The 14,626-nt window shown below is 59.7% G+C and carries 16 protein-coding genes; all 16 read left to right on the top strand.

Annotation, left to right across the window (positions count from 1 at the left end):
* The first annotated feature begins 22 nt into the window (after positions 1-22).
* The gene (locus tag U5A08_RS24240; RefSeq protein WP_253398732.1) at positions 23-1,237 is read left to right on the top strand and encodes an IscS subfamily cysteine desulfurase; all 1,215 of its coding nucleotides are present in this window, start codon (positions 23-25) and stop codon (positions 1,235-1,237) included.
* Positions 1,238-1,336: 99 nt separating this feature from the next.
* The gene (gene iscU, locus U5A08_RS24235; RefSeq protein WP_010565229.1) at positions 1,337-1,723 is read left to right on the top strand and encodes a Fe-S cluster assembly scaffold IscU; all 387 of its coding nucleotides are present in this window, start codon (positions 1,337-1,339) and stop codon (positions 1,721-1,723) included.
* A 28-nt stretch (positions 1,724-1,751) separates the two neighbouring features.
* A complete protein-coding gene (gene iscA / locus U5A08_RS24230) occupies positions 1,752-2,075 on the top strand; it encodes an iron-sulfur cluster assembly protein IscA (protein WP_010565230.1) in 324 nt (107 codons plus the stop codon).
* Positions 2,076-2,083: 8 nt separating this feature from the next.
* On the top strand, positions 2,084-2,605 hold the full coding sequence (gene hscB, locus U5A08_RS24225; protein WP_247399830.1) for a co-chaperone HscB: 522 nt from the start codon (positions 2,084-2,086) through the stop codon (positions 2,603-2,605).
* 51 nt (positions 2,606-2,656) lie between these two features.
* Positions 2,657-4,519 carry a Fe-S protein assembly chaperone HscA gene (gene hscA, locus U5A08_RS24220; RefSeq protein WP_253398730.1) on the top strand — a complete coding sequence of 621 codons (1,863 nt, stop codon included), beginning with the start codon at positions 2,657-2,659 and terminating at the stop codon, positions 4,517-4,519.
* Between the two features lie 3 nt (positions 4,520-4,522).
* Positions 4,523-4,864 (top strand): ISC system 2Fe-2S type ferredoxin, encoded by a 342-nt coding sequence (fdx, locus tag U5A08_RS24215; RefSeq protein ID WP_104904502.1) that lies wholly within the window; start codon positions 4,523-4,525, stop codon positions 4,862-4,864.
* Between the two features lie 14 nt (positions 4,865-4,878).
* Positions 4,879-5,079 (top strand): Fe-S cluster assembly protein IscX, encoded by a 201-nt coding sequence (iscX, locus tag U5A08_RS24210; protein ID WP_017846180.1) that lies wholly within the window; start codon positions 4,879-4,881, stop codon positions 5,077-5,079.
* Positions 5,080-5,170: 91 nt separating this feature from the next.
* The gene (gene ndk / locus U5A08_RS24205; RefSeq protein ID WP_017846179.1) at positions 5,171-5,596 is read left to right on the top strand and encodes a nucleoside-diphosphate kinase; all 426 of its coding nucleotides are present in this window, start codon (positions 5,171-5,173) and stop codon (positions 5,594-5,596) included.
* Between the two features lie 28 nt (positions 5,597-5,624).
* Entirely contained in the window at positions 5,625-6,773 is a 1,149-nt protein-coding gene (rlmN, locus tag U5A08_RS24200) for a dual-specificity RNA methyltransferase RlmN (protein ID WP_253398728.1), read from the top strand.
* A gap of 12 nt (positions 6,774-6,785) precedes the next feature.
* Positions 6,786-7,544, top strand: coding sequence for a type IV pilus biogenesis/stability protein PilW (pilW, locus tag U5A08_RS24195; RefSeq protein ID WP_321848919.1), 759 nt, complete (start codon positions 6,786-6,788; stop codon positions 7,542-7,544).
* Positions 7,544-8,551, top strand: a complete 1,008-nt coding sequence (locus tag U5A08_RS24190) for a RodZ domain-containing protein (protein ID WP_253398724.1) — start codon at positions 7,544-7,546, stop codon at positions 8,549-8,551. Before pilW ends, U5A08_RS24190 begins: the two co-directional genes overlap by 1 nt.
* Positions 8,552-8,553: 2 nt before the next feature.
* Positions 8,554-9,663 (top strand): flavodoxin-dependent (E)-4-hydroxy-3-methylbut-2-enyl-diphosphate synthase, encoded by a 1,110-nt coding sequence (ispG, locus tag U5A08_RS24185; RefSeq protein ID WP_253398722.1) that lies wholly within the window; start codon positions 8,554-8,556, stop codon positions 9,661-9,663.
* 23 nt (positions 9,664-9,686) lie between these two features.
* Complete coding sequence (gene hisS, locus U5A08_RS24180; protein WP_321848918.1) at positions 9,687-10,976, top strand: histidine--tRNA ligase; 1,290 nt, start codon at positions 9,687-9,689, stop codon at positions 10,974-10,976.
* 41 nt (positions 10,977-11,017) lie between these two features.
* Positions 11,018-11,659: a YfgM family protein gene (locus tag U5A08_RS24175; RefSeq protein WP_253398718.1), complete on the top strand. Its 642-nt coding sequence runs from the start codon at positions 11,018-11,020 to the stop codon at positions 11,657-11,659.
* On the top strand, positions 11,652-12,803 hold the full coding sequence (gene bamB, locus U5A08_RS24170) for an outer membrane protein assembly factor BamB (protein ID WP_017846172.1): 1,152 nt from the start codon (positions 11,652-11,654) through the stop codon (positions 12,801-12,803). The genes U5A08_RS24175 and bamB overlap by 8 nt, the downstream gene beginning before the upstream one ends.
* Before the next feature lie 259 nt (positions 12,804-13,062).
* Positions 13,063-14,532: a ribosome biogenesis GTPase Der gene (gene der, locus U5A08_RS24165; protein WP_321848917.1), complete on the top strand. Its 1,470-nt coding sequence runs from the start codon at positions 13,063-13,065 to the stop codon at positions 14,530-14,532.
* Positions 14,533-14,626 lie beyond the last annotated feature (94 nt).

The following is a 14,626-nucleotide window of genomic DNA, read 5'->3' as shown; positions in this document are numbered from 1 at the left end:
AGCCTGATTTAGGAGAAAGTCCATGAAATTGCCGATTTACCTTGATTACTCAGCGACCACCCCGGTTGATCCGCGTGTCGCGCAAAAGATGAGCGAATGCCTGCTGGTTGACGGAAACTTCGGCAACCCGGCGTCGCGTTCCCACGTATTCGGCTGGAAAGCCGAAGAAGCGGTTGAAAACGCTCGTCGCCAAGTCGCTGACCTGGTGGGTGCCGACCCACGCGAAATCGTCTGGACCTCCGGTGCTACCGAATCCGACAACCTGGCAATCAAGGGCGCCGCGCATTTCTACGCGACCAAAGGCAAGCACCTGATCACCACCAAGATCGAGCACAAGGCGGTCCTCGACACCATGCGCCAATTGGAGCGTGAAGGGTTCGAAGTCACCTACCTCGAGCCGACCACCGACGGTATCGTGACGCCGGCGATGATCGAGGCGGCGATGCGTGAAGACACCATCCTGGTTTCCGTGATCCACGTGAACAACGAAATCGGCACCATCAACGACATCGCGGCCATCGGCGAGCTGACTCGCTCCAAAGGTGTGTTGCTGCACGTCGACGCTGCTCAGTCCACCGGCAAGGTCGACATCGACCTGTCGAAGCTGAAAGTCGACCTGATGTCGTTCTCGGCGCACAAAACCTACGGTCCTAAAGGCATCGGCGCCCTGTACGTGAGCCGCAAGCCTCGCGTGCGCATCGAAGCCACCATGCACGGCGGCGGTCACGAGCGCGGCATGCGTTCGGGCACCCTGGCGACCCACCAGATCGTCGGCATGGGCGAGGCTTTCCGTATCGCCAAGGAAGAAATGGCTGCCGAAAACGTGCGTATCAAGGGCCTGAGCGATCGCTTCTACAAGCAGGTCGAAAACCTTGAAGAGCTGTACATCAATGGCAGCATGACTGCCCGTGTACCGCACAACCTGAATTTGAGCTTCAACTACGTCGAAGGCGAGTCGCTGATCATGGCGCTCAAGGACCTGGCGGTTTCGTCTGGTTCGGCCTGCACCTCGGCCTCCCTTGAGCCGTCCTACGTGCTGCGCGCCCTGGGCCGCAACGACGAACTGGCGCACAGCTCGATCCGCTTTACGTTTGGCCGTTTCACCACCGAAGAAGAAGTCGACTACGCCGCGCAGAAAGTCTGCGAGGCCGTCACCAAGCTGCGCACCTTGTCGCCGCTGTGGGACATGTACAAAGACGGCATCGATATTTCCAAGATCGAGTGGGCGGCACACTAACTATAGAAGCCGCCACCCCAGCTCTGTAGGAACGTGGCGGAAAACGCAGGCGTTTTTACAGGGCTCCAGAGCGGCCCTGATGAGTGAGGATTCAGTACCATGGCTTACAGCGAAAAGGTCATAGACCACTACGAAAACCCGCGCAACGTCGGCAAGATGGACGCGGAAGACCCTGATGTCGGCACCGGCATGGTCGGCGCTCCGGCGTGCGGCGATGTGATGCGCCTGCAGATCAAAGTCAATGAGGCGGGCGTTATCGAAGACGCCAAGTTCAAGACTTACGGCTGCGGTTCGGCTATCGCCTCCAGCTCCCTGGCGACCGAATGGATGAAAGGCAAGACCCTGGATGAGGCTGTGACTATCAGCAACACCCAACTGGCCGAAGAACTGGCTCTGCCGCCAGTGAAAATCCACTGCTCCGTGCTCGCCGAAGACGCCATCAAGGCTGCCGTTCGCGACTACAAGCAGAAGAAAGGCTTGATCTAAGCATTTGGCGACGAGTAAGGAGTCAACGATGGCTATCAGCATGACAGAAGCGGCTGCGCGGCACGTGCGACGCTCCCTGGATGGGCGCGGTAAAGGTGAGGGGATTCGTCTGGGTGTTCGCACCACGGGCTGTTCCGGCCTTGCCTATGTGCTGGAGTTCGTCGACGAGGTAGTGGCGGAAGATCAGGTGTTCGAAAGTCACGGCGAGAAAGTGATCATCGACCCGAAAAGCCTGACCTACCTGGACGGCACCGAACTCGATTTCGTCAAGGAAGGGTTGAACGAAGGCTTCAAGTTCAACAACCCCAACGTGCGCGGTGAATGTGGCTGCGGCGAAAGCTTCAACATCTGAGGCTACTTGTGGGCAATCCTTGTCATTTCGCTTTATTCGAGCTGCAGCCGAGCTTTCGGCTGGACCTCGAGCAGCTTGCCACGCGCTACCGTGAATTGGCGCGTGGCGTGCATCCGGACCGCTTCGCTGACGCTTCCGAGCGTGAGCAACGCCTGGCGCTGGAGCAATCGGCCAGCCTCAACGAAGCCTATCAGACGCTCAAAAGCCCCCCCAAACGCGCGCGTTACCTGCTCGCGATGAATGGTGGTGAGTTGCCGCTGGAAGTCACGGTGCATGATCCGGACTTTCTGATGCAGCAGATGCAGTTGCGCGAAGAGCTCGAAGACTTGCAGGACGAAGCCGATCTGGCGGGTGTCGCGGCCTTCAAGCGGCGTCTGAAAGTGGCTCAGGATGCGCTCTACGAAAGCTTCGCAGCCTGTTGGGATGATGCAGCGCAACGTGAGCAGGCAGAACGCCTGATGCGGCGCATGCAGTTCCTCGACAAGCTCACCTACGAAGTGCGCCAGTTAGAAGAGCGCCTCGACGATTAACCCAGCGCTGCCCATGTTGCACGCCTGAAAGACAGATAAGACCTGATTACCATGGCCCTACTGCAGATCGCCGAACCCGGCCAAAGTCCTCAACCGCACCAGCGTCGTCTGGCGGTCGGGATTGACTTGGGCACCACCAATTCCCTGGTCGCCGCCTTGCGCAGCGGCCTGTCCGAGCCGCTGCCCGATGCTGATGGCCAGGTGATCCTGCCGTCGGCAGTGCGCTACCACGCTGATCGCACCGAAGTTGGTGAGTCGGCCAAGCTGGCAGCGTCTACCGATCCATTGAACACCGTGCTGTCGGTCAAGCGCTTGATGGGTCGTGGGTTGTCCGACGTCAAGCAATTGGGCGACCAGCTACCGTACCGCTTTGTCGGCGGTGAGTCGCACATGCCGTTCATCGACACCGTCCAAGGCCTGAAAAGTCCGGTGGAAGTGTCGGCCGATATCCTCAAGGTGCTGCGCCAGCGCGCGGAAACCACCTTGGGCGGTGAACTGGTCGGCGCGGTAATCACGGTTCCAGCCTACTTTGATGACGCTCAGCGCCAAGCCACCAAGGATGCGGCGAAGCTCGCCGGCCTGAACGTGCTGCGTCTGCTCAATGAGCCGACCGCTGCTGCCGTGGCTTACGGCTTGGATCAGCATGCCGAAGGCTTGGTCGCGATTTACGACCTGGGCGGCGGCACCTTTGATATTTCAATCCTGCGCCTGACTGGCGGTGTCTTTGAGGTGTTGGCCACCGGTGGTGATACGGCCCTGGGCGGCGATGACTTCGACCACGCGATCGCCGGTTGGATCATCAGCAGTGCCGGTTTGTCCGCTGACCTGGACCCGGGCGAGCAGCGCCATCTGCTGCAAACTGCCTGTGCCGCCAAAGAAGCCCTGACTGATGCGGCCTCTGTTGACGTTTCCTACGGCAATTGGTCGGCCCAGCTGACCCGTGAAGCCTTCGATTCGTTGATCGAACCGATGGTCGCCCGCAGCCTCAAGGCTTGCCGCCGCGCCGTGCGTGATTCCGGTGTTGAGCTGGAAGATGTCGCTGCCGTGGTGATGGTCGGTGGTTCGACCCGAGTGCCGCGCGTCCGCGAAGCTGTTGCCGAAGCGTTTGGCCGTCAGCCGCTGACTGAAATCGATCCGGATCAAGTGGTGGCCATTGGTGCCGCGATCCAGGCCGATACCCTGGCCGGCAACAAGCGCGATGGTGGCGAACTGCTGCTGCTCGACGTAATTCCGTTGTCCCTGGGTCTGGAAACCATGGGCGGCCTGATGGAGAAGGTGATTCCGCGCAACACCACCATCCCCGTCGCCCGCGCCCAGGACTTCACCACCTACAAAGACGGCCAGACGGCCATGATGATTCATGTGCTGCAAGGCGAGCGCGAGCTGATCAGCGACTGTCGCTCCCTGGCACGCTTTGAGCTGCGCGGTATCCCGGCGATGGTCGCGGGTGCGGCGAAGATTCGCGTGACCTTCCAGGTCGACGCCGATGGCCTGCTCAGCGTGGCCGCGCGTGAATTGGGCTCGGGCGTTGAAGCCAGCATCCAGGTCAAGCCGTCCTACGGCCTGACCGACGGCGAAATCGCCAAGATGCTCAAGGATTCGTTCCAGTATGCCGGTGACGACAAGGTCGCCCGCGTGCTGCGCGAGCAGCAAGTCGATGCCCAGCGCCTGCTCGAAGCGGTGCAGGGCGCCCTGGAGGTCGACGGCGAACGCCTGCTGGATGCCGAAGAGCGCATGGTCATCGACCTGCAGATGCAGGAACTCGCCGAATTGATGAAAGGCTCCGATGGCTATGCCATCGAGCAGCAGACCAAGCGCCTGTCGCAAGTGACCGATGCCTTCGCCGCCCGCCGCATGAACCAGACGGTAAAAGCCGCCCTGGCGGGCCGCAACCTGAATGAAATTGAGGAATAATTGATGCCGCAGGTCATTTTTCTGCCACACGCCGAGCATTGCCCGGACGGTATGGTCGTGGAGGCTGAGACCGGCAAGTCCATCCTCGAAGTTGCCCATGACAACCACATCGAGATCGAAAGTGCCTGCGGCGGTGTCTGCGCTTGCACCACTTGCCACTGCATCATTCGCGAGGGTTTCGACTCTCTGGAAGAAGCTGACGAGTTGGAAGAAGACTTTCTTGACCGTGCCTGGGGCCTGGAGCCGACTTCTCGCCTAAGCTGTCAGGCCAAGGTCGGGACTGAAGACATCACCGTCGAAATTCCGAAATATTCGCTCAACCATGCGGCCGAAGCGCCGCATTGATTCAAGGAAGTGTGATGAGTCTTAAATGGGTTGATGTGCAAGAGATCGCTATCCTGTTGGCCGATGGCAATCCGGATATGGATCCCTACTCGCTGAACTTTGTAGCTTTGCGTGACATGGTCATGGCTTTGCCAGGGTTTGACGATGAGCGCGACCGCGGCGGCGAAAAGGTCTTGGAAGCGATCCAGACTGCCTGGAAAGAAGAACAGGACTGACGCCTCCCTTACGCAGTTAGGCAATACCCAAGAACCCGCGTATAATTCGCGGGTTTAATTTTTCGTAAATTACCGTTTCTGGAGTTACACCATGGCTGTTCAACGTACTTTCTCCATCATCAAGCCTGACGCTGTTGCAAAAAACGTCATCGGCGAGATCACCACTCGTTTCGAAAAAGCCGGCCTGAAGGTTGTAGCTTCGAAACTCAAGCAACTGTCCAAGGCTGAAGCTGAAGGCTTCTACGCTGAGCACAGCGCTCGTGGCTTCTTCGGCGACCTGGTTGCCTTCATGATCTCCGGCCCTGTCGTTGTTCAGGTTCTGGAAGGCGAAAACGCTATCGCTCTGAACCGTGAGCTGATGGGCGCTACCAACCCTAAAGAAGCAGCTGCCGGCACCATCCGTGCTGATTTCGCTGATTCCATCGACGCCAACGCTGTACACGGTTCGGACTCCGAAGCCGCTGCTGCTCGCGAAATCTCGTACTTCTTCGCAGCTACTGAAGTAACCACTCGCTAAGCATTGGCTTAAGAGTGAAGGTGAATCCATGACTACATCGACTGTAAAAACCAACCTGCTGGGTCTGACTCAGCAGGAAATGGAAAAATTCTTCGACTCAATCGGGGAGAAGCGTTTCCGTGCCGGTCAGGTAATGAAGTGGATTCACCACTTTGGTGTCGACGATTTCGACGCCATGACGAACGTCAGCAAGGCCCTGCGCGACAAGCTCAAGGTTATTGCCGAGGTCCGTGGTCCCGAGGTTGTCAGCGAGGACATCTCCAGCGACGGCACCCGTAAGTGGGTGGTGCGCGTGGCGTCCGGCAGTTGCGTCGAGACCGTCTACATTCCCCAGGGCAAACGTGGCACTTTGTGCGTTTCGTCCCAGGCAGGCTGTGCCCTGGACTGCAGTTTCTGCTCCACCGGCAAGCAAGGCTTCAATAGCAACCTCACCGCCGCCGAAGTCATCGGCCAGGTGTGGATTGCCAACAAATCCTTTGGCAGCGTCCCGGCAACCGTCGACCGTGCCATCACCAACGTGGTGATGATGGGCATGGGTGAGCCGCTGCTGAACTTCGATAACGTCATCGCCGCCATGCACCTGATGATGGACGACCTGGGCTACGGCATCTCCAAGCGCCGTGTGACCCTGTCGACTTCCGGTGTGGTACCGATGATCGATGAGCTGGCCAAGCACATCGACGTCTCCCTGGCGTTGTCGCTGCACGCACCCAATGACGCATTGCGTAACCAATTGGTGCCGATCAACAAGAAGTATCCGCTTAAGATGCTGCTCGAGTCTTGCCAGCGTTACATGGCGACCTTGGGCGAGAAGCGCGTGTTGACCATTGAGTACACCATGCTCAAGGACATCAACGACAAGGTCGAACACGCGGTCGAGATGATCGAACTGCTCAAGAACACCCCGTGCAAGATCAACCTGATTCCTTTCAACCCGTTTCCACATTCTGGCTACGAGCGGCCGAGCAACAACGCCATCCGCCGTTTCCAGGATCAACTGCACCAGGCCGGCTACAACGTCACCGTGCGCACCACCCGTGGTGAAGACATCGACGCCGCTTGTGGCCAATTGGTAGGACAGGTGCTGGATCGCACCCGTCGCAGCGAACGTTATATCGCGGTGCGCGAACTGAGCGCTGCCGACGATATGCCGCAAAGCGCTGCGACTCGAACCTGAGAGAGGATCTCTATGCCCTTGCGCCTTGCGCTGCTGTTGCTTGTTACCGGTCTCGCGGCCGGTTGTGTTTCTTCGGGCCATGACAGCCCTTTGCAAACCGGCAAGGGCCGTGAAGAGGCGCGAGTGGCTTATGTGCAACTGGGCTTGGGTTACCTGCGCCAAGGCATGAGCGAGCAGGCCAAGATGCCGTTGAAGAAGGCTCTTGAACTGGACAGCGACGATGCCGATGCCAATGGCGCACTGGCCCTGGTGTTCCAGGCCCAGGCCGAGCCTGAGCTGGCCGATCAGTATTTCAACAAGGCCTTGGCTTCGCGTCCTGCCGATCCACGGCTGCTGAATAACTACGGCAGCTTCCTGTTCGAACAGAAACGCTATGACCAGGCTTCCCGTTATTTCCAGCAAGCCTGCGCCGATACCCTCTACCCAGAGCGGTCGCGGGTGTTCGAGAACCTTGGGGTGGCCTCCAAGCGTCTCGGCCAGCGTGATATCGCGCGCCAGCACCTGGAAAAAGCCCTGCACCTGAACAGTCGCCAGCCTCGTGCCTTGCTCGAAATGGCTGAGTTGTCTTACGAAGACAGGCATTATGTGCCGGCACGTGACTATTACGAGCGTTTTAGCCTGCTCAGCGGGCAAAATGCACGTAGTCTATTGCTCGGAGTGCGCCTGGCGACGGTTCATGAAGAACGCGACACGGCCGCACGTTATGGCCAGCAACTCGAACGACTCTATCCCGGTACGCCGGAATATCAGCAATACCTGTCGGAGCAATGATGAAAGCCGCGCACCCGGAAGTTGTAGCAGCTAATCGCGTAAACCCAGGCGACACCTTGCGTCAGGCCCGCGAAAGCAATGGTTGGTCTCTGGCGGAAGTGGCCCTCAAGCTCAATTTGACCACCACGTCCCTGGGCAACCTGGAAGCCGGCGCGTTCGACAAGCTGCCTGGGCATACCTTCGCCCGCGGCTATATCCGTGCCTACGCCAAATTACTGGATATCGACCAGACCCTATTGGTCCAGCAATTCGACCAGTTCACCGGCACCGACTCCCAGGGCAGTAACGTCCATGGCCTGGGGCGCATCGAAGAGCCGGTGCGGGTGTCCCATACGATCCTGCGTATCGTCAGCCTGTTGTTGCTGATCGCCGTGATTGGTGGCGGCTTCGTCTGGTGGCAGGACCAAGCCTCCCAGCGCACCAAGGACTTGACCAGCAACGCCCTGGAGCACGTCGAAGTCGAAAGCGCCGACGGCACCACGCAGATTCACCCATTGGACGAACCGGAAGACCAGGCTGTCGCCGAAGGCCAGGCTGTGCCTGAAGCACCAGTGACTGCCGAGCAGCCCGCAGCGGAATCGGCCCCGGCGGCCATCGCTGCGGTGCCGGCTCCAGCCGTTCCGGCGCACACCCCGGCCGTACCGGCTGCAGCGGCGCACACCCCGGCTGCACCTGTGGCGCCGGCCGCTCCTGTGCAAACGCCAGCGCCTACCGCCCCGGCGGCGCCCGCGATTTCGCCGCCGACCACGCCTGTGTTGATCGCCGGTGACGGGCGCGTACAGATTACCTTCGTCGCTGACTGCTGGACGCAACTCACCGATGGCAATGGCAAAGTGCTGTTTAGCGGTATGAAGCGTAAGGGAGATACGCTCGACCAGGGCGGCAAGCCTCCTTTGACGCTGCGTCTGGGCTTTGCCCGTGGAGCACAAGTGGCCTACAACGGCCAGCCTGTCGACGTAGCGCCGTTCACCAGTGGCGAAACTGCTCGCCTGAAGTTGGGACAATAGTCATGCACGGCGAATCTCCAATCAAACGTCGCCTATCGCGCAAGATCTGGGTCGGCTCGGTGCCGGTGGGCGGCGACGCCCCCATCGCGGTACAGAGCATGACCAACAGCGACACCAATGATGTTGCTGCCACCGTCGCCCAGATCAATCGTCTGGAAGCCGCTGGCGTCGACATCGTGCGGATTTCCGTACCGGACATGGATGCCGCCGAAGCCTTCGGCCGCATCAAGCAACTGGTCAAGGTGCCGCTGGTTGCCGACATTCACTTCGACTACCGGATCGCTTTGCGCGTTGCGGAGTTGGGTGTTGATTGCCTGCGTATCAACCCGGGCAACATCGGTCGCGAAGACCGTGTGCGCGCGGTGGTGGACGCTGCCCGTGATCGCGGGATTCCGATCCGCATCGGCGTGAACGCCGGCTCCCTGGAAAAAGACCTGCAAAAGAAATACGGCGAGCCGACTCCCGCCGCGCTGGTTGAATCGGCGCTGCGCCACGTTGAGCACCTTGAGCGCCTGAATTTCCAGGACTTCAAGGTCAGCGTAAAGGCTTCCGACGTGTTCATGGCGGTAGAGGCCTACCGCCTGCTGGCCAAGGAAATCGTGCAGCCACTGCACCTGGGTATCACTGAAGCGGGTGGTTTGCGCTCAGGCACAGTGAAATCTGCGGTGGGTCTCGGTATGCTGCTCGCCGAAGGGATTGGCGATACTATCCGCATCTCCCTGGCGGCAGACCCGGTAGAGGAAGTGAAGGTCGGTTACGACATTCTCAAATCCCTGCATTTGCGTTCCCGTGGCATCAACTTTATTGCCTGCCCGAGCTGCTCGCGGCAGAACTTCGACGTGGTGAAAACCATGAACGAACTGGAAGGGCGCCTCGAAGACCTGCTGGTGCCGCTGGATGTTGCGGTGATCGGTTGCGTGGTCAACGGGCCGGGTGAAGCCAAGGAAGCCCATATCGGCTTGACCGGCGGCACGCCGAACCTGATTTACATCGACGGCAAGCCGTCGCAGAAACTGACGAATGACAATCTGGTGGATGAGCTCGAAAGACTGATCCGCGAGAAAGCGGCCGAGAAGGTCGAAGCTGACGCTGCAGTTATCGCGCGCGGCTGATCCAGCGAATTTAAGGAATAGATGTGAGCAAGTCTCTGCAAGCCATTCGTGGCATGAACGACATCCTTCCGGAGCAGACGCCGCTGTGGCGCTACTTCGAGAACACCGTTGCGCGTCTGCTGGATAACTACGGTTACAAACAGATCCGTATGCCGATCGTCGAGTTCACCGAGCTGTTCAAGCGCTCCATCGGTGAAGTGACCGACATCGTCGAAAAAGAGATGTACACCTTCGAAGACCGCAACGGCGACTCCCTGACCCTGCGTCCGGAAGGCACCGCCGCGTGCGTGCGCGCCGTGCTCGAGCATGGCCTCACCGGCGGTGGCCAGCCGCAGAAGCTGTGGTACATCGGGCCGATGTTCCGCCACGAGCGTCCACAGAAAGGCCGTTATCGCCAGTTCCACCAGATCGGCCTGGAAGTGTTCAACCTCGACGGTCCGGACATCGACGCCGAGCTGATCGTGCTGACCTGGCGCCTGTGGGGCCTGCTGGGTATCCGCGATGCGGTCAAGCTTGAACTCAACAGCCTGGGCACCAGTGAGTCCCGGGGCCGCTACCGCGTCGCCCTGGTCGAGTACCTGTCCGCCCACCTGGACAAGTTGGACGAAGACAGCCAGCGCCGTCTGAAAACCAACCCGTTGCGCGTCCTCGATACCAAGAACGCCGACACGCAAGCCGTACTGGTCAACGCGCCGAAGATGGCCGACTACCTGGACAACGAATCCCGTATCCACTTCGAGGGCCTCAAGGCGCGTCTGGATGCCGCCGGTATTCCTTACGTGATCAACCCGAAACTGGTGCGCGGCCTCGATTACTACAGCAAGACCGTGTTCGAGTGGGTTACCGACAAACTCGGCGCCCAGGGCACCGTGTGTGCCGGTGGCCGTTACGACGGCCTGGTCGAGCAGATGGGCGGCAAGCCTACGCCTGGCGTGGGTTTTGCCATGGGTATCGAGCGGCTGATCCTGCTGCTGGAAACCCTTGAGCAGGTTCCGGAAGAAATCTCCCGGCAGGTGGACGTGTACCTGTGCGCCTTTGGCGAGGCCGCCGAACTGGCTGGCCTGGCCCTGAGCGAAAAAGTGCGCGACCAACTGCCGAACCTGCGCCTGCAGATCAATGCTGGCGCCGGCAGCTTCAAGAGCCAGTTCAAGAAGGCCGACAAGAGCGGTGCGCTTTACGCACTGATCCTCGGCGATGACGAATTGGCCCAGCAAGTGATAGGTTTCAAACCCCTGCGTGGCCAGGGCGAGCAACAGAACATTGCCTTTGATGCGCTCGCTGCGCACTTGGCCACCTGCGTCGTGCAGGGTTGAAGCTGTCGAACAGCCGAATTTAGCGATTAAGGAGTGTTGGGGTGTCGAGTACTGAAGATGAGCAGTTGGCCGAGTTCAAGGACTGGTGGCAGCGTAACGGCAAGCCCCTGGTTACCGGTGGCCTGCTGGCTTTAGTGGTAGTGTTCGGCTGGCAAGCCTGGCACAAGTATCAGGCCAACCAGTCCCAAGGCGCCTCGATCCTCTATCAGCAATTGCTGGAAACCACGCTGACGCCGAGCGGCAAACCCGATCCTGCGCAAGTGGCAGACCTGGCTGGTAAGCTCAAGAGCGAATTTGGCGGTAGCACCTACGCCCAATATGGCAGCCTGTTCGTCGCGAAAGTCGCGGTCGACACCGGCAAGCTGGATGATGCAGTCACCGAACTGAAGGCCATCGCCGACAAGCCGACCAACCCGACCCTGGGTGAAATCGCACGTCAGCGCCTGGCTCAGGTATTGGCGGCACAGAACAAGGCCGACGAAGCACTCAAACTGCTCGACGGCGATGCTGACAAGGCATTTGTAGCCACTCGCGAAGAGCTCAAGGGCGACCTGTTGGTCCAATTGGGTCGTACCGACGAAGCCAATGCTGCGTACCAAAAAGCCAAGGCGGCGCTGTCTGATGAAGCAGCGGTCGGTGGCTTACAAATCAAGCTCGACGACTTGGCCAAAGGGGATGCGTGACGTGATCCGTTGGAAACATGCAGCATTGCTGGCTCTGGCCGTTCTGGCCGCGGGTTGCAGCAGCAACAGTAAAAAAGAACTGCCTCCGGCCGAGCTGACCAGCTTCAAGGAAGAAGTGGTCCTGCAAAAGCAATGGAGCCGCTCCATCGGTGACGGTCAGGGCGAAACCTACAACATGTTGGTACCGGCAATCGACGGTGACAACATTGTGGCCGCTGACGTGACCGGCGTGGTGATCTCCATGGATCGCATGAACGGCGACGTGAAGTGGAAGAAAGACCTCGAACTGCCTGTATCCGGCGCCGTCGGCGTGGGTTACGGCATGGTCATGCTCGGCACGCTCAAAGGCGAAGTCGTGGCGCTGGACTCCAGCACCGGTGAAGAGAAATGGCGCGCTCGCGTGACCAGTGAAGTCCTCGCACCGCCTGCCACCAACGGCGACATCGTCGTGGTGCAAACCCAGGACGACCGTGTGATCGGCCTCGACGCCAGCACCGGCGCACAGCGCTGGCTGTACGACAGCACCCCTGCGGTGCTGACCCTGCGCGGTACCAGTGGTCCGGTTGTGACCAATAATCTGGCCGTTGCAGGCCTGTCGACCGGTAAAGTGGTCGCCCTGAATACCCAGAACGGCGTGCCGATCTGGGAAACGCGTGTGGCCATCCCGCAAGGTCGTTCGGAACTGGATCGCGTCGTCGACATCGACGGTGGCTTGCTGCTGTCCGGCGAAACCCTCTACGTCGCTACCTACCAGGGCCGTGTCGCGGCACTGGACCTGCAAAGCGGCCGCGTCAACTGGCAGCGTGATGCTTCCAGCTACGCCGGTGTCGCCCAAGGGTTTGGCAGCGTCTACGTAAGTCTGTCGTCTGGCACCGTTGAAAGTGTCGACGAACGTTCCACCACTGCGCTGTGGAGCAACGACTCTCTGGCCCGCCGTCAACTGTCGGCACCGGAAGTGTTCTCCAGCTACGTAGCGGTAGGCGACTTCGAAGGTTACCTGCACCTGCTGAGTCAGGTTGACGGTCGTTTTGTGGGTCGCGAGCGCATCGACAGTGACGGCCTGCGTGCGCGTCCGCTGGTCGTGGGTAACATGCTTTATGTGTTTGGCAACAGCGGCAAGCTGGAAGCCCTGACCATCAAGTAAAGGTTTGACTATGCTTGGGGTTACCCCCAGGCGGCCCTGCTTCATTGCTTAATGTAGGAGCGAGCTTGCTCGCGAAGGACGTCAACGCTCACGCGGGTTTCTGGATAAACGCGGCGTCCTCAGGTTTTTCGCGAGCAAGCTCGCTCCTACAGGAACCAGTGTCGGGCAGGGTATGTGGCATTTCAAATGCCGCCCCGAGCACCAGCCGCTGCCTTGCAGCGGCTTTTGTATTTTCTGAAATAACGAAGTGGAGAGCCGCATGGTTCCCGTAATCGCCCTGGTGGGCCGACCTAACGTCGGCAAGTCCACCTTGTTCAACCGCCTGACCAGGACTCGCGACGCCATTGTCGGCGACTTGTCCGGTTTGACCCGTGATCGCCAATACGGTGAGGCAAAGTGGCAAGGGCGCTCCTACATTATTGTCGACACCGGTGGTATCTCCGGTGATGAGCATGGCATGGACGAAAAGATGGCCGAGCAGTCGCTGCTGGCCATTGAAGAAGCCGATGTCGTGTTGTTCCTGGTGGACGCCCGCGCGGGCTACACCGCTGCCGACCAGATGATCGGCGAGCACCTGCGCAAGCGCAACAAGCGTTCCTACGTGGTGGCCAACAAGATCGACAACATCGATCCTGAAATGGCCCGTGCCGAATTCAGCCCGATGGGCCTGGGCGATGCGATTCCGATCGCCGGTGCCCACGGTCGTGGCATCACCCAGATGTTGGAGATCGCCCTGCGCGACTTCCCTAGGGATGACGCCGAAGAAGAAGAGGGCGAAGAAGAGGTCGTCGCTGAAGGTGAGGAAGCCAAGCGCATTCCTGGCCCGAGCGAAAAAGATGGTATCAAGATCGCCATCATCGGCCGCCCCAACGTCGGCAAGTCGACCCTGGTCAACCGCATGCTCGGTGAAGACCGTGTCATCGTGTACGACCAGCCCGGCACCACCCGCGACAGTATCTACATCCCGTTCGAGCGTAACGACGAAAAGTACACGCTGATCGACACTGCCGGTGTGCGCAAGCGCGGCAAGATCCACGAGGAAGTTGAAAAGTTCTCCGTGGTGAAAACCCTGCAGGCGATCAAAGACGCCAACGTGGTGATCTTCGTGATGGACGCCCGCGAAGGCGTGGTGGACCACGACCTCAACCTGCTGGGCTTCGCCCTGGAAGCCGGTCGGGCCCTGGTGATCGCGATCAACAAGTGGGACGGCATGACGCCGAGCGAGCGCGATTTCGTCAAGATCGAACTGCAGCGTCGCCTGTTCTTCGTCGAGTTTGCCGATATCCACTTTATCTCGGCACTGCACGGCACCGGTGTGGGCAACCTCTACGCGTCCGTACAGAACTCGTTCAAGTCCGCAGTGACCCGCTGGCCGACCAACCGTCTGACCCAGATCCTGGAAGACGCGGTAGGCGAACACGCCCCACCGATGGTCAACAACCGCCGGATCAAACTGCGTTACGCCCACTTGGGTGGTGCCAACCCGCCGATTATCGTGATCCACGGTAATCAGATCGAGAAGGTGCCCAAGTCCTACGTGCGTTACCTGGAAAACACCTACCGCCGTGTCTTGAAGCTGGTCGGTACGCCGATCCGTATCGAGTTCAAGGGTGGCGAGAACCCATACGAAGGCAACAAGAACACACTGACTGACCGTCAGGTGAACAAGAAGCGTCGTTTGATGACTCACCACAAGAAGGCCGACAAGAAGCGCCGCGACAAGCGCTGATTCCGACCTCGCAAAAAGGGCTCTTTACGAGCCCTTTTTTGTGCGCGGTGGTTTGCGCCTTGACCCGATGCAATTGGCAGCTTAAAACTTGGGG

Source organism: Pseudomonas paraveronii, assembly GCF_963681955.1.
GTDB lineage: Bacteria > Pseudomonadota > Gammaproteobacteria > Pseudomonadales > Pseudomonadaceae > Aquipseudomonas > Aquipseudomonas paraveronii.
This window is presented reverse-complemented; position numbering and strand designations above follow the sequence as displayed.

What these genes read in the sequence shown, in the direction of transcription:
- U5A08_RS24240 (WP_253398732.1), top strand. Translation starts at nt 23, where the DNA reads ATGAAATTGCCGATTTACCTTGATTACTCAGCGACCACCCCGGTTGAT.
- iscU (WP_010565229.1), top strand. Translation starts at nt 1,337, where the DNA reads ATGGCTTACAGCGAAAAGGTCATAGACCACTACGAAAACCCGCGCAAC.
- iscA (WP_010565230.1), top strand. Translation starts at nt 1,752, where the DNA reads ATGGCTATCAGCATGACAGAAGCGGCTGCGCGGCACGTGCGACGCTCC.
- hscA (WP_253398730.1), top strand. Translation starts at nt 2,657, where the DNA reads ATGGCCCTACTGCAGATCGCCGAACCCGGCCAAAGTCCTCAACCGCAC.
- fdx (WP_104904502.1), top strand. Translation starts at nt 4,523, where the DNA reads ATGCCGCAGGTCATTTTTCTGCCACACGCCGAGCATTGCCCGGACGGT.
- iscX (WP_017846180.1), top strand. Translation starts at nt 4,879, where the DNA reads ATGAGTCTTAAATGGGTTGATGTGCAAGAGATCGCTATCCTGTTGGCC.
- ndk (WP_017846179.1), top strand. Translation starts at nt 5,171, where the DNA reads ATGGCTGTTCAACGTACTTTCTCCATCATCAAGCCTGACGCTGTTGCA.
- rlmN (WP_253398728.1), top strand. Translation starts at nt 5,625, where the DNA reads ATGACTACATCGACTGTAAAAACCAACCTGCTGGGTCTGACTCAGCAG.
- pilW (WP_321848919.1), top strand. Translation starts at nt 6,786, where the DNA reads ATGCCCTTGCGCCTTGCGCTGCTGTTGCTTGTTACCGGTCTCGCGGCC.
- U5A08_RS24190 (WP_253398724.1), top strand. Translation starts at nt 7,544, where the DNA reads ATGAAAGCCGCGCACCCGGAAGTTGTAGCAGCTAATCGCGTAAACCCA.
- ispG (WP_253398722.1), top strand. Translation starts at nt 8,554, where the DNA reads ATGCACGGCGAATCTCCAATCAAACGTCGCCTATCGCGCAAGATCTGG.
- bamB (WP_017846172.1), top strand. Translation starts at nt 11,652, where the DNA reads ATGCGTGACGTGATCCGTTGGAAACATGCAGCATTGCTGGCTCTGGCC.
- der (WP_321848917.1), top strand. Translation starts at nt 13,063, where the DNA reads ATGGTTCCCGTAATCGCCCTGGTGGGCCGACCTAACGTCGGCAAGTCC.